The organism is Caldisericum insulae (assembly GCF_047785965.1).
Taxonomy (GTDB): Bacteria; Caldisericota; Caldisericia; order Caldisericales; family Caldisericaceae; genus Caldisericum; species Caldisericum exile_A.
In genome coordinates, this window is record NZ_JBLOBF010000005.1 from 1 (window position 1) to 14,013 (window position 14,013).

Genomic DNA, 14,013 nt, shown 5'->3' on the forward strand with positions numbered 1-14,013 from the left:
GAAAATGCTCAAATTTTCACAAGACTAAGAGAGTCATTTAATACAATATTTCCCATTAGCCTACACCCAAAAATACGGAAAACAATACAAAATTTGATAAGTTAGAAAAGTTTTTAAAAAGTACAAAAATTCCCTGAAAAAAGTGGAACTTTTTTGTGAGTTTGACAGTCTAATATATGAGAAGAAAAAAATTTATAAGAATCTGGAAAAATTTTTTAAAACCTCTTGACGGAAGAGTTTGATAAAATATAACAAGAATGAAAAAGTTATTAACTTTGAAAAAAGGAGAGAACTCAAGGAAAAATAGTTTTTAAGTATCTACTTGCTTAACAAGAGGAGCAAAATACCGCAACAGAGGGAATAAAAGGCTAGCCTCTAACTTCCCTAAAAGGAAGAGAATCCTTATTACTCGAAGGGGTAAAAGTCCCCCTTCAAACTTTCCCAAAAAGAGGAGATTTCTCCTCACTACGTTCGTCGAAATGACTGGTTATGTTTATTCTGAAGGTTATTTCTGTTTGTCATTCCGAAGCCAATTTTTCCTTGTCATTCCGAAAGCAATTTCTGTCATTCTGAAGCCAATTTTTATTTGTCGTTCCGAAGCGGAAGGCGAGGAATCTCCTCAGTTTTTGGGGGGTATTGAGGGGGGTTGTTGCCCCCTCAAAATGGTTGTCATTCCGAAGGCTTTAGCCTGAGGAATCTCCAATATTAGAAAGGGGGATACCCCCTTTCTAACTTACCCCCAAGGCAAAATTATTATTTGGGGGAGTGTTGAGGGGGGTTGTTGCCCCCTCAAAATATGGAGATTTCTCACTTCGTTCGAAATGACAATCGATGGAAGGGGGCACTTCGAACTTCCCCAGAAAGAGGAGATTTCTCAGTCGCTTTCGCTCCTTCGAAATGACAATCATTGGAAGCGGGACTTTGAAATGACAATTATTGGAAGCGGGACTTCGAAATGACAATTATTGGAAGCGGGACTTCGAAATGACAATTATTGGAAGCGGGCACATCCCCCTTCCAGATTTCCCCTAAAAACAATATTAATTGGGGAGTATTGAGTTGCATTAAAGTAGCTCACTTTTTCTAACCTGGCTTGAAAAAAAGATAGTATTTCTTAGAGACAGAGTTGAGATGTCTTTAAATGTAAAAATTTTTTGGTTATTTAATGATAGTTTTTTCCAAATACCGAAATCGTTACTTTTAGGGTATAATTAATTAAGATGAAAATAAAGATATTTGATGGGCACAATGTAATTGGAGGAAATAAGATATTCGTTGAAAGTAAAAGTGGACAGTCATTTATCCTCGATTTTGGCAAGAATTTTAAGCAGTTTTCACAGTACTTTGAAGAGTTTTTGACACCAAGAGCAGGTGCAGGATTACACGACTTTTGGAAGTTAAACCTCATTCCTCATCTTAAGGGACTTTATAGAGAAGGTTTACTTTACTATGTGAAAGATGAGGTTGATAAAGCATTAACTATTAATCCTGTTGCAGTATTTGTTTCCCACGGGCATATGGATCACTTTGGTTATATATCATTCCTAAGAGAAGATATCCCAATCATTGCAACTCCTATAACCCATCATATTATTAAAGCTTATCAAGATACGGGAAATCAAAGCTTTTTTGAAGAATTTTATATTGTTTCAAATGTAGCTTTTGTTAATGGTGTAAAAGAACAAAAGTTGAAAAAGGATCCAGACAATAAAATTGAAAGGAATTTTAGATATCCTAAAGTGTCTTCTAAAAGTGAAAATAAAGTTTCTTTTGAAAGCGAAGAATTAGGTGATTTTAAATACAGAGTTTTTGAAGTTGATCATTCTGTTTTAGGCGCATCTTCTATATATTTTGAGGTTGATGGAATAAAGGTTGCATATACTGGAGATATAAGATTTCATGGTAAAGGAGCCCACAAAACTGAGGAATTTTTCGAATTTTTGTCTCAAAATGGTGTTGATGTCCTTTTAATAGAGGGCACACGAATTAATGAAAATTCTTTACAAAAATTGGACGAACCCCAACTGAGGGAAGAGGATATTAAACAAAATGCAATTAAGGTTGTAAATAGCAATAAAGGAAAACTTGTTATTGCAGATTTTGGAGCAAGAAACATTGAGCGTCTTGAAATATTCTTTGAAATTGCAAAGGAAACTGGAAGGCGCCTTGCGATCACGATGAAGGATGCGTATTTACTTCATCTTTTAAAAAGCGATGGTGTTAACATAATTGATGAGGCGAATATTGTTATTATTGAAAGTAAAAGAGAACAAAATAGAGTGTGGATTAACGAAATTAAGAAAAATGATGCATATAAGGATAGGTTTGTGACAATTCCTGAAATTGGAAAAAGTCCTCAGGATTACATAGTTTGTTATAGTTTCTGGGACATGCCAAATCTTCTTGATATAGAAATTAATGGTGGCGCCTACATATATTCTACAAGTGAAGCATATACTGAAGAGCAAATGTTTGACACTCATAGGCTTTTAAATTGGATATCCACGTTTAATTTAACTCCATATGGTCTTGAAGTTGGAGATGATGCAATACCTACTTTTACAAGGGAGTACCATGTCTCAGGACACGCAAGTCCAAGGGATCTATTAAAGCATATTGAAATTGCAAAACCAAGATATATTATACCAATACATACTGAGAATCTTTTATCTTACAGTGATCTTTTAAGGTCAAAACTCGGGTATAATTTCCAAATTATAACAGAAACTGATCAATCAGGTATTTTAACTTTTGATCTTTAGGGTTTCAAGTTTACTTTATTGATGAAAGCTTGTAAATTTTCTCTTCCATCAATTCTTACTCGAGGAAGCAAAAGGGGATCGTTTTTTGGATTTGCCAATCCTGGGATTTCTGTGGCTGCCATTGTGTATCCGTATGCCTTAAGAATTTCTTTTGAATCTCTATCAAAGCCTCCGAAGGGATAACAAAAAGAAGTTGGAGTATAGTTAAGTAGTCTTTTTACATCGTTTGTGCATGCTTTTATCTCATAAATTTTTGTAAGGAGTGGACTTCTTTTTAAATTAACATGGTCTCTTGTATGTGTGCCGACTTCACAAAGACCACTATTAAGCATCTCTTTTACTTCATCTTTGCTCATGTAGAAGTTAGTGTGCATTCCTGTGTATTTAGTTATCAAAAAGATGACAAAGTGAAAATTATATTTCTTAAGTATAGGGTATGCGTATTTGTATACGCCTTTATCTCCATCATCAAATGTAAGAACAATTGGTTTTTTGGGATAAGGTAGGTTTCCTTTCCAAATTTCGTTAAGCTCTTTTAGAGTTATTGGCGTGAATCCATTTTTGTGCAAATAGTCCATCATACTTTCAAATAGTTTTGGATCGATTGTAAGTGATTTTGTTAATTCGCTTGCATTTTGAGGGACAGGGGAGACATTGTGAAACATAAGGATTGGAACATAAGAAACACCTTGTTCTAAATATTTCTTTGTTCTTGTAATCTTATGTGTGTTTTCTGCAGGCTCCCATACATCTTTTGAATGTATATAGGTTTCATACTTAACGGCACTTTCTGAAATTGCTTCTTTATTTTCTTCGGACACATAGTAAACAGAAAATATGAAAACAAGTACAAATACTAAAAATGTTATTAAAACAATCTCGATTTCTTTTTTCATTTTACAATTTAAACCACCTATATACGAATAATTTAATTATATCAGTAAATACAAGAGTTACAAGTAGCGCATAGAGAAGCGTTATCATAATGAGTCCAAAGTGTGCCTTAGCTACAAATATACCGAACGTGGAAATAAGAGTTGCTACGATCAAATCTCCTAAAATTGACATTATAACTGCCTTACTTGGGAGGGATGAAAAGAAAAACCTTTCTTCTCTGAAATTGAGTATGTTAAATAGTCCCGATACAAGTAAAAGATAAAACATAATTGTTTGGAGTTCTGAGAATGTAACCTTAAAGTATTTTTGGGCAAGATACATCGCGATGAAGAGTTCCGAAATTTTTAATACACCAAATATTAAAGACATTGAAAGAAGTTTTTTGACGTTCCATTTTTCTGGGCGATTTGAAGGTACAACATTATCTGTTGCAATCGACATTGTAACAAAATCGTAAAGGAAGAGCATCAAAATCATGGCAACGGGTGTAATTATTGGCTTTCCTATGATGAGGGTTGCAATAGATACAAAAAATACGATCTGGAACGTTTTTACAACCTTATTTAATATCCAAATGACAATTCTTTTATAAATTTCTCTTCCAACTTTTATAAGATTTACAATATTAGATAAACCCTCTTCTGTAAGAATTACTTTTGCAGATTGCTTTGCAATATCAAGAGAATCTTTTACCGCAATTCCAAGGTCTGCTTTCTTTAGAGCAGGTGCATCGTTTGCACCATCACCTGTCATACCAACTGTATGACCCTTCTTTTGATATAAATCAACAATTTTGAATTTATCTTCAGGTACAACTTCTGCAAATGCATCAAAGGAGTCGACATCCATTTCCTTATCTTTTTCTATTTCTTTAATTGAGATGACGCGTTCTCCAATAGAAACTTCCTTTGCAACTGATTGTGCAATTAGTTTATTATCTCCGGTAATCATTTTTGGCATTACGCCCATCTCTTTTATTTCTTCTATGAATTTTTTAGAATCCTTTCTTGGATAATCAAAAAATGTAAGAAGTCCAACAAAAGTAGTTTGATTTTCTTTCTTTATCGCAACTCCAAGACTTCTTTTCCCAAGGTTTGCAAATTTTTCTACAACTTCGTATATGCTTTTATCTTTGTTATCGGACATTTCGATTATAACTTGGGGTGCGCCTTTATAAATGTGGATTTTGTTGTTTTCTTTATCAAGCACTTCTGCTTCTGAATATTTTTTGTCAGGATCAAAGGGATAGAATTTGACAAGTTTATATAATCCTTTTACATTATCTTTTCCAAATTCTATGACTGCAGAGTCAATTGGGTCTTTTGTGTTTGGATCAGAACAAAGATATGCAAGCTCTACAACATCTTCTTGAGAAAAATCTTTACCTATAGGTACAACATCAACAATTCTTATCTTATTTTCGGTTATGGTGCCGGTTTTATCGAGGCATAGTATATCCATCATAGCGCTATTTTCAATACCATCGAGTTTTCGAACAAGTACTCCAACAGAAGCAAGTTTTAAAGATCCAAGCGCAAGTGCAAGGACAGTCATTGCTGGCAGTGCAACTGGAATTGATGCAATGAGAAGTGTAAGAACAAAAGGAAGTGCGTCAAAAATAGGGGTTTTATTGATAATAAATTTAATGACAACCAAAGCAACGAAAATAAAATCAAATATAAGAAGCCCTTTTGTAACGCTCATTGTTATCTCTTCAATTATTAGTTTTGGCTTCGCCTTTTCAATGAGTTCTGCAGTTTTTCCGAAATATGTATTTCTTCCCGTTTTTTCTACAATTGCAATTGCGCTTCCCCTTGTAACAAGACTTCCTGAATAAATTTCGTCATTTGCACCGCATTCCTTAGGAATTGATTCTCCTGTTAAAATTGACTGGTCTACAAGCAAATTTCCCTCAATAATTTTACAATCTGCAGGCACAATATCTCCCATAACGATTTTTATGACATCACCTGGGACAAGCTCTCTTGCAGGTATCTCTTTAAAAACTCCATCACGAAGCACGTGTGCGTTAACGGAAATTTTCTTTGAGAGTGCTTCTACTGCCTTTGATGCCCTGAACTCCTCTGAAAAGCCCAAAACTGCATTTAGTAGAAGCAAAAAAAACATGACAAGAGCATCTACGTATCTTTTCATTAAAAGGGATATTATCATTGCACCTTCTATAACAAAGGCAGTTAAACCAGTAAATCTCTTTAAAAAATCAAGGATAGGAGGAGTTTCCTTTTGCTTTATCTCATTGAATCCGAATCTCTTTTGCAGTTCAAGCGCCTCTTCTGTTGTAAGACCCTTGTAATTCATAAGTTACCTCTCGTATTGTTATTGTAAATTTTGAGCCAACATTAACTTTGCTTTCAACGCTTATTTTTGCACCGATGAGATTTGTAAGTTCTTTTGCAATCGAAAGCCCTAAACCAATTCCTCCAGTTTCTCTTGAGCGAGACTTTTCACCCCTATAGAATCTATCAAATATGTATGGTATATCTTCTTCTTTTATGCCAATTCCCGAATCTTCTACAGTAATGTTCACATCATTTCCCTCTTTTCTTGCATAAATTTTTACAAACCCATTTTCTTTATTGTATGCAATGCCGTTTTCTATCAAAATTGAAAGAATTTCTTCAAGTATATCTTTATCTGTCTTTATTCTAAGGTTATCCTCAGTTTCAAAACTTAAATTTACGTGCTTACTTTGTGCAAGTCCTTCAAATTGTGATTTAAGATTCATAAAGAGATCTTTAAGAAAAACGGATTCTACTTTTACAGGATATGTACCTGTGTCAAGTCGTGATATAAATAGCATGTCTTGTATGAGCTTTGACATTCTATTTGCTGAGTCTAAAATTGTTTCAAGTTTCTCTTTGTAATAATCAGGATTTCGCTCCTTCATCAAGGCAACTTCAATGTTTGCTTTAATTGTAGAAATTGGCGTTTTTAATTCGTGAGATGCATCCTGTGTAAATTGTTTAAGGATTCTCACTGATTCTTCAATTGGTCTAATTGCCGAGCTTGCAAATCTATAAGAGAGGATTATTGTTAAAAGTAGTATGAAAGGGACAACAAAAAGAAAAGAAAAAAGAACTTCATGCAAGGAAGCCTCAAGGTTGTCATAATTTCTTGCAACAACTAAATAGTAGTTTGTGCTGTTAAGTTTGGTTATATAGGCACGGATTGTCTTTTGTTCATCGCCTTCTTTTCCCTCAAGGGTATAAAATCCTTCCCTTATATTTTGGGGTAAGGTAAATTGGTCTTGCAAATTTTCGTATAGAATTTTGCCATTTAAATCCAATATTATTAAACTTTCATTTCCTAAATCGTAATTTTTTAGAATTCCTGAAATCGACTTTAGGTCTTCTATTGCAGATTCTTCCTTTCCTACAAGTGCTGTTCCAATCGCAATAGCGCGGTTTTGTAGTGTGGAATCAAAATCCTTGTAGGCAGAGTTGGAAAAGGTAAAATAAAATGCAACAATTAGTAGCATAACTATTATGAGTGTTGTTATTGTGTATTGGAGCGTGAGTTTTATCTTTGCGCGTTTTATGTCCTTGTCATCACTCAATTTCATAACCTACACCTGGTATAGTTTTTATAAGCTTTTTTTCAAAGCCTGAATCAACTTTCCTTCTTATATTTTTAATATGTGTTCTCAATGTGTCAGACCAAGGAGTTGAATTTTCATCCCAGAGGTGATTTTCAAGTTCTTTCTTTTCAACGATTCTCCCTCTATTCAAGCAAAGATAAACAAGAATTTGGTACTCTTTTCTTGTAAGGTCAATTTTTTTACCGCCTCTTGTAACTATCATTTTTTCCGTATCTATTTCGAGATCTTCAATTTTTATGTTGCCCGTTTTTATTTCTTTTGTCCTTCTTAAAAGTGCATGCACTCTTGCTAAAAGTTCTCTAAAATCAAAGGGTTTTGTGAGATAATCGTCTGCCCCAATTCCAAATGTTTTAACCTTTGTTTCAATTTCACCTCTTGCTGTGAGCATTAAAACTGGCATTTTGTATTTGTTTTCTCTTATCTTTTTGAGAAGATTAATGCCATCAAGTTTTGGAAGCATTATATCAAGAATTACAAGATCATAAGCTTCCTCTATCTCTATCTTTGATAAAGCACTTTCGCCATCATATGCAACATCGACCACAAAATTATTTTCTATTAGCCCCTCTTTAATTGCATTTGCAAGAGGTTTTTCATCTTCGACAAGAAGTATTCTCATAACATCCTCTAAAATAGTTTAAGTGCACCTGTTGTAATAAGCGTTACAATAATTCCTGCTTCAATTACACCAAGTGAAATTGAAATAAACGCCTTCAATTTATCCATTCCGAGGATCTCTGCTGCAAGTGCTCCAGAATATGCACCTGTGCCGGGAAGTGGTATTGCAACAAAGATCATAAGTCCCCAAAATCCATATTTATCCACATATGGCTTTGCCCTTTTTTGAAGGTTCAAGAGGTACTTTTTTAAGAGCCTATCAAGTGGTGGAATCTTTGAGAAAACAAAAATAATAAGATCCCACATTAAAAATACAATAGGTGTAACGAGAATATTCGCGATGATTACAATAATTGCACTGCTTAAGACTGGCAATTTGTATTTAAGGACTGCAAGAGGGATTGCCCCTCTAAGTTCGACTGCAGGAAATAAGGTCACTAAGAATATATAAATCCAAGTTTTAAAATCTCCCATGTAGCCTCTCCTTAAATTGTATCAACCCTAATTTATGTGCAAACTTTTCAATATAGGGAAAAATCAGAAAGAAATTAAAAATTGTAACAGTTGTCCCCAAAAGCATTCCTCCTAAAATGTCAAATGGAAAATGGACTCCGATGTAAATTCTTGAGATGCCAACCAAAAGTGCTACAAATAACGCAAAAATACCAGATATATGCCTTTTTTCAAAGAGAAGCGATGTAGCAAACGCAAACATGGCAGTTGTGTGATTACTTGGGAACGACGAAGTTGCGTCATCTTTTACAAGGTCAATTCCTAAACCAATTACAAAAGGACGTGGATGATAATAAACATTTTTTGTGATATATCCCATTGTGATTGCAATTAGAACTGATGTTCCAACAAAAAGAAACCCCTTTATGTCTTTCTTAATGAGAAGATATGTTAAGTAAATTGGTATTAAGATAATCAAATATTTTGCAACAAATATCATAAAAGCGTTTAAGTCAAAGTGCGTTTTTGCAAGCCCATTTATGGCATTAAAAAGCATAATATTTAAGTTATTCATAAGTTGCCTCCATATAGTTTAAATTATACCACAAAAATAGGGGGCATATGCCCCCCTAAGTGTGAGGATACTACTTGTATTAGTGTTCTCCTGCAACTTCCTCTTGTACTGTATCTGTGTCAGGTGCTTTGGATACCTCTTCTTGGGTTGCTTTCTCTTCTGCTCCATCGGATGCTTCAGTTGCAAGCACTGTTCCGTTTCCTGCATCAACCTTTACATCGAATACTTTGCCCTGTGCATCTTTTACTTCAACTGCATAGACAAGATAGCCATTTTCATTATCAAGAGTTGTCTTAACTACTGTACCTGGAACTTTTGCAAGAGCTGATGCCTCTGCTTCACTCTGCGAAATCTTTGCAAGTCCTTGAAGTGCTGAGGATTCGCTTGCTTCGTCTTTTGCGTTAGTGTCAGTTATCTTAATGCTTCCAACATAGTTTGGTTCCTGTGCGCCTGACTGAGTATCAGTTTCAATTGCTTCATCTTTTGTCTCAGTTCCTTCGGTAACTGCTTGGTTTGACTGAGTAACTGATGTACCTGAGGAAACCGCTTGAGTTGAAGGTGTGTTTCCTGCCATAACAAAGTGTCTTCCCACAAAAGCCATAGAGCTTAAAAGCCCTAACACAAACAACGCTACTAAAATCTTCTTTTTCATAGTGCACCTCCCCGTGCCTAAGTTTTTGGAAGTTTTTTCAAACTTCCTGAGACAATTATAAAAAGGGGTCCGTGAAGAATCTGTGAAGAAAAAAATTGTTTTTAAAAATCTCACAGAATGCATAATTTTTGAAGTTCTGTTAGGATTTTATTTTTTGCTTTCGTGTAATTTCTCATGTAAAAGTGTAAACTTCGTATTGTAAGAAGTCTTTAAAAAGTCTATGTGGAGAGTTCCTAATATGTTTATGTTTCTTTTAAAGTTTTTAAGAAAATATTGTTTAAATTTTTTTTAGAATAAAATTCCATTTTTACTATTCCATCGATAATAATATTTTTAGAAATGCCATTAAATATTCGAAGTGCAAATTTTTGGAATTCTAAAAGCAGGCTCAGCTGTTATGAAAATTTTTCCACAATACATTATAAAATAAATTTTTTATGCTAAAATTATACTGTGGAACATTTAGAAAATTGGCTGTTGTTACTTAGAACATATACGGAGGTACATTTTCGTCATCTTGAGGTCCCTCTGTATGTTTTTAATTATGAAGTTTCTTATCCTCCACTTGTGAGGTATTATATCTTTTTTTATATAATTAATGCTATTAATTTGCTTTCGACGATAACATTTGTGGGACTAATTTTGCTTGTAATTATTGGACTTCTTAAAAAGCGCCCCGTTCCAATTGAAAAATACACCCCAGAAAAGATTGTATCAATAGTTACTGCACATAACGAAGAAGAATCAATTGGTGTTGTTCTTGATTCTTTATTTGATGCTAACTTTGATGAGGTTTATCTTGTTGCGGATGCATGCACTGATAGAACCGTTGAAATCGCAAGAGAAAAGGGTGTAAATGTAATTGAGTTAGATAAACACTCTAAATCAAAGGCATTAAATGAAGCAATACCAATTATAGTTGATAAAGTTGGAGAAAAATCCTTTTATATGTTTTTCGATGCGGGAAATTATGTACCAAAGGATTTTCTTTTTAGGGCGATACCTTTTATAAAAAGCTATCCAATTATTCAATTCAGAACACGTAATGCTAATTTTAAAACCTGGGTTTCAAGAATGTTTGTCATTATGTCTGCCTTCTTCTTTAAAATCCAAGAAGCACTTAATAATATTGGCCTTTCAGCAATTTTAAGTGGTTTTGGATGGGGTGCATATGGGTTTGTGTTGAAGGAATATCCGTACAGTTGCAAAAGTATAACTGATGATTTCGAATACAGTCTAAAGGTAAGATATAACATTGCTTATGTAAGTTCTGTAAGTATTTACGACGAAAAACCAGAGGACTTTATAACCTCTTTTAAACAAAGATTGCGTTGGATTCGCGGCTACTTTTATGAGATGTTTTTCGACATCAGAAGTTTCAAGTATAAACCTTATTTTTTATTTCTTCCTCTCTCTTTTCTTCTTTGGGTTATAAGTATCGTTGTACTTTTAGCAAACTTCCATATTATTACAGTTGTTTCATCATTTGTAATTAATTCGATTTTGTTTTTCTTTACGCTCGATAACAATGATCTCAATATGGTTAAGTTTTATGATGTGTTGGTCTTCTTTTTCTTTAACCTTACAAATCTCTTAGTAATTTTTATTGCTTTGTTCACCTGCCGAAACACAAAGTGGTTCAGGACTCCTCACAAAGGAATTATTGCAACAAAAGTATAGTTTGATTATGAATTTTGTGGTATAATATTTTGACCTCGGGGGAGCCCTTGTGGCTGAGAGGGGTGCTTTGAGGCATCCGACCCCTGGAACCTGATCCGGGTAATGCCGGCGTAGGGAGATGGTGCAAGGCAAGAGCCTACACCCTCCCAAAATGCGGGAGGTTTTTTAAATTTGAAGAACAGTTTAAAGGTTGTTGAGATTGTACTTACGGTAGGGCTTTTCACATTTACCCTATCAAAATCTACAATTGTTTCTGTTGTTTCATTTTTTGCACTTGTAATTCTTTTGGTGAGATTGGTTAGGAATTCACAAATTCTAAAAGGTGTCTCTTTTATCCTATTTTTGTATCTTTGGCAGATTATTTCATCTCATAAACTTGTTCCCTCGTATATACTTCCCACACCTTCTAAAATTTTAGGAATCATAATTACTCAATCTAATGTCATTTTACCAAATCTTTTTGCAACTCTTGAAGTGACATTTATTGGATTTTTCCTTTCAATTCTTTTTGGCATTATTCTTGCACTCCTTATGCACATTACAAGACCCATAGAAGACCTTATTTATCCTATTGCGGTTATAACTCAATCAACTCCTACGATTGCAATTGCTCCCCTTATAATCCTTTGGCTTGGTTTTGGAATGCTTCCAAAGATTGTTGTTGTGATTTGGGCAACATTTTTCCCGATAACTGTTAACACACTTCTTGGGCTCCGCACCGTCGATACCGATATGATCGATGTATTAAAGGCAATTTCTGCTAAAAAACGCGACATTTTTAAATACATTATCTTCCCGCATACGCTTTCATACATTATAACTGGCATTGAAATTTCGTCTCCTTATGCCATCTTAGGGACGCTTACTGCAGAATGGATGGGAACAACAGTTGGCATGGGGCTATACATAAGAAGATCTTTTTCCTCTTTTAGACTGGATCAGGTTTTTGCAGGGACAATTATTATAATTCTTTTCAGTCTCCTTATGTGGGGCTCTGCAACAATCCTGAGGCAAAGATTTACACGCTACTTAGGAGGTGAAAAATGAGGAAAGTAATTTTGGCTTTGTTGAGTTTTTTACTTATCTTTTCTTCTTTTGGCTGTTCCCCGAAGGAGACGAAGCTTGCGAATCTTACAAAAGTTACGCTTATGCTCGATTGGACTCCGAATACAAATCACACAGGAATATATGTTGCGCTTGATAAGGGTTATTTTAAGGAAAGAAATCTTGATGTTACAGTTGTTCAACCATCTGAAGTATGGCCAGAGCAAGCTGTTTCAGGTGGAAAGGCAGACTTTGGAATTTCTTTTCAGGAATCACTTACCCAGTATGTTGTAAATGAAGGCGCACCACTTGTTGCTATATCTGCCATCCTTCAACATGATACGTCAGGCCTCATATGGCTTAAAGACTCGGGTATCACCTCTCCAAAAGATTTTGCAAACAAAACGTATGGCGGGTGGGGAAGCGCTTGGGAGAACGCAATAGTTGATTATGTTGCTAAGGAAAATGGAGTAGATCCTTCCACAATTAAGAAAGTTGAACTTGGTGTATTTGACCAAATTACAGGACTTCAAAAGAAGGTTTACGACTTTACATGGGTTTACTACGGATGGGAAGGAATCGATGCGGAATTGCGAGGTTTAAAGTTTGACTTCTACAGTTTAAGAGACCACATTAAAAATTTTGACCACTATACTCCTATATTTATCACAAGCAAAAGCATGATTGAAAATCACCCTGAAATAGTAAAGGCATTTGTTGAGGCAATATCTCAAGGCTATACTTATGCAGCAAAAAATCCAGATGAGGCTGCTAAAATTCTTTTGAAATACGCACCCGAGCTTGATAAGAACCTTGTTATGAAATCACAAGAATGGATTTCGCCGTATTACCTTGATGAATCTGGTTGTTTTGGTGTGATGAAAGAATCTATTTTTAGGAATTTTACCGATCTTATGTATAATCTTGGAATTATAAAAAGCAAGGTTAATGATGTTAATACGCTTTTTACAAATGAGTTTCTTCCATGCAAGAAGTAATAGTTAATGGTGTTAAGGTTTATTATGAAGGTTTCCTTGCGGTAAACAATGTGAGTTTTACATTGCATAAAGGAAGTTATCTTTCAATTATTGGTCCTTCAGGGTGTGGAAAAACCTCTCTTCTTAAGGCAATCGCTGGACTTTTACCTTACGAAGGTTATATCTTACGCCCTGAGGGGCCTTTAGGCTATATGCCACAAAAGGGTGTGCTCCTTCCGTGGTATACGCTTTTAAAAAATCTTGAAATTCCTCTTCTTATAAGAGGTATAAACGAAATTGAAGCAAGAAAAAGAGTTCTTGATTTACTCCCCAAATTTGGGCTTAAAGGTTTTGAAAACCATTTTCCTAATGCTCTTTCAGGTGGCATGTATCAAAGGGCAGCACTTCTTAGAACGCTTTTAACAGATTCTGAATTATTACTCTTGGATGAACCTTTTGGTGCAGTAGATGCCTTAAACAGACGAAAACTTTGGCTTTATCTTGAAAATATGAGACAAAAGTTTAACTTTTCAACAATAATGGTAACTCATGATGTTGAAGAGGCAGTATTTCTCTCTGATATCATTGTTATTATCCACAAATATCCAGGTGAGTTAAAAGAGATTGTTCAGATTGATTTACCACATCCTCGAACACTTCAAACAATCTCAACTGACGAGTTTTCTTCGAAAGTTGAGTATGTTCTTGAAAAAATAATCGAAGAAAATAATTAAATA

At 34.7% G+C, this 14,013-nt stretch carries 12 protein-coding genes and 1 riboswitch; of the genes, 5 read left to right on the forward strand and 7 right to left on the reverse strand.

Going from position 1 to position 14,013, the window contains the following annotated elements; translation table 11 throughout:
• Window positions 1-1,220: 1,220 nt before the first annotated feature.
• Window positions 1,221-2,762 carry an MBL fold metallo-hydrolase RNA specificity domain-containing protein gene (locus ACMV0E_RS04380; protein WP_416085156.1) on the forward strand — a complete coding sequence of 514 codons (1,542 nt, stop codon included), beginning with the start codon at window positions 1,221-1,223 and terminating at the stop codon, window positions 2,760-2,762.
• Here ACMV0E_RS04380 and ACMV0E_RS04385 read toward each other — a convergent pair.
• From ACMV0E_RS04385 to ACMV0E_RS04415, 7 genes are all read right to left on the reverse strand, one after another.
• Window positions 2,759-3,658, reverse strand: a complete 900-nt coding sequence (locus tag ACMV0E_RS04385; protein WP_416085157.1) for a polysaccharide deacetylase family protein — start codon at window positions 3,656-3,658, stop codon at window positions 2,759-2,761. The genes ACMV0E_RS04380 and ACMV0E_RS04385 overlap by 4 nt on opposite strands.
• A gap of 1 nt (window position 3,659) precedes the next feature.
• Window positions 3,660-5,978, reverse strand: a complete 2,319-nt coding sequence (locus ACMV0E_RS04390) for a plasma-membrane proton-efflux P-type ATPase (protein ID WP_416085158.1) — start codon at window positions 5,976-5,978, stop codon at window positions 3,660-3,662.
• Complete coding sequence (locus ACMV0E_RS04395) at window positions 5,941-7,242, reverse strand: sensor histidine kinase (RefSeq protein ID WP_416085159.1); 1,302 nt, start codon at window positions 7,240-7,242, stop codon at window positions 5,941-5,943. The genes ACMV0E_RS04390 and ACMV0E_RS04395 overlap by 38 nt, the downstream gene beginning before the upstream one ends.
• Window positions 7,229-7,897 (reverse strand): response regulator transcription factor, encoded by a 669-nt coding sequence (locus tag ACMV0E_RS04400; RefSeq protein WP_416085160.1) that lies wholly within the window; start codon window positions 7,895-7,897, stop codon window positions 7,229-7,231. The genes ACMV0E_RS04395 and ACMV0E_RS04400 overlap by 14 nt, the downstream gene beginning before the upstream one ends.
• A gap of 8 nt (window positions 7,898-7,905) precedes the next feature.
• Complete coding sequence (locus ACMV0E_RS04405) at window positions 7,906-8,370, reverse strand: COG2426 family protein (protein WP_416085161.1); 465 nt, start codon at window positions 8,368-8,370, stop codon at window positions 7,906-7,908.
• Window positions 8,357-8,923 carry an undecaprenyl-diphosphatase gene (locus tag ACMV0E_RS04410; RefSeq protein WP_416085162.1) on the reverse strand — a complete coding sequence of 189 codons (567 nt, stop codon included), beginning with the start codon at window positions 8,921-8,923 and terminating at the stop codon, window positions 8,357-8,359. Before ACMV0E_RS04410 ends, ACMV0E_RS04405 begins: the two co-directional genes overlap by 14 nt.
• 79 nt (window positions 8,924-9,002) lie before the next feature.
• Window positions 9,003-9,575, reverse strand: coding sequence for a PepSY domain-containing protein (locus tag ACMV0E_RS04415; protein ID WP_416085163.1), 573 nt, complete (start codon window positions 9,573-9,575; stop codon window positions 9,003-9,005).
• A gap of 453 nt (window positions 9,576-10,028) precedes the next feature.
• Here ACMV0E_RS04415 and ACMV0E_RS04420 point away from each other — a divergent pair, with 453 nt between their 5' ends.
• From ACMV0E_RS04420 to ACMV0E_RS04435, 4 genes are all read left to right on the forward strand, one after another.
• On the forward strand, window positions 10,029-11,255 hold the full coding sequence (locus ACMV0E_RS04420; RefSeq protein WP_416085164.1) for a glycosyltransferase family 2 protein: 1,227 nt from the start codon (window positions 10,029-10,031) through the stop codon (window positions 11,253-11,255).
• A 27-nt stretch (window positions 11,256-11,282) separates the two neighbouring features.
• A riboswitch (TPP riboswitch) is annotated at window positions 11,283-11,389 on the forward strand.
• Window positions 11,390-11,426: 37 nt separating this feature from the next.
• On the forward strand, window positions 11,427-12,302 hold the full coding sequence (locus tag ACMV0E_RS04425) for an ABC transporter permease (protein WP_416085165.1): 876 nt from the start codon (window positions 11,427-11,429) through the stop codon (window positions 12,300-12,302).
• Window positions 12,299-13,297 carry an ABC transporter substrate-binding protein gene (locus ACMV0E_RS04430; RefSeq protein WP_416085166.1) on the forward strand — a complete coding sequence of 333 codons (999 nt, stop codon included), beginning with the start codon at window positions 12,299-12,301 and terminating at the stop codon, window positions 13,295-13,297. Before ACMV0E_RS04425 ends, ACMV0E_RS04430 begins: the two co-directional genes overlap by 4 nt.
• The gene (locus tag ACMV0E_RS04435) at window positions 13,285-14,010 is read left to right on the forward strand and encodes an ABC transporter ATP-binding protein (RefSeq protein WP_416085167.1); all 726 of its coding nucleotides are present in this window, start codon (window positions 13,285-13,287) and stop codon (window positions 14,008-14,010) included. Before ACMV0E_RS04430 ends, ACMV0E_RS04435 begins: the two co-directional genes overlap by 13 nt.
• Window positions 14,011-14,013 lie beyond the last annotated feature (3 nt).

Coding starts and splice junctions, on each gene's coding strand:
- ACMV0E_RS04415 (WP_416085163.1), bottom strand. CDS start 9,575: ATGAAAAAGAAGATTTTAGTAGCGTTGTTTGTGTTAGGGCTTTTAAGC.
- ACMV0E_RS04405 (WP_416085161.1), bottom strand. CDS start 8,370: ATGGGAGATTTTAAAACTTGGATTTATATATTCTTAGTGACCTTATTT.
- ACMV0E_RS04385 (WP_416085157.1), bottom strand. CDS start 3,658: ATGAAAAAAGAAATCGAGATTGTTTTAATAACATTTTTAGTATTTGTA.
- ACMV0E_RS04380 (WP_416085156.1), top strand. CDS start 1,221: ATGAAAATAAAGATATTTGATGGGCACAATGTAATTGGAGGAAATAAG.
- ACMV0E_RS04410 (WP_416085162.1), bottom strand. CDS start 8,923: ATGAATAACTTAAATATTATGCTTTTTAATGCCATAAATGGGCTTGCA.
- ACMV0E_RS04435 (WP_416085167.1), top strand. CDS start 13,285: ATGCAAGAAGTAATAGTTAATGGTGTTAAGGTTTATTATGAAGGTTTC.
- ACMV0E_RS04395 (WP_416085159.1), bottom strand. CDS start 7,242: ATGAAATTGAGTGATGACAAGGACATAAAACGCGCAAAGATAAAACTC.
- ACMV0E_RS04430 (WP_416085166.1), top strand. CDS start 12,299: ATGAGGAAAGTAATTTTGGCTTTGTTGAGTTTTTTACTTATCTTTTCT.
- ACMV0E_RS04400 (WP_416085160.1), bottom strand. CDS start 7,897: ATGAGAATACTTCTTGTCGAAGATGAAAAACCTCTTGCAAATGCAATT.
- ACMV0E_RS04390 (WP_416085158.1), bottom strand. CDS start 5,978: ATGAATTACAAGGGTCTTACAACAGAAGAGGCGCTTGAACTGCAAAAG.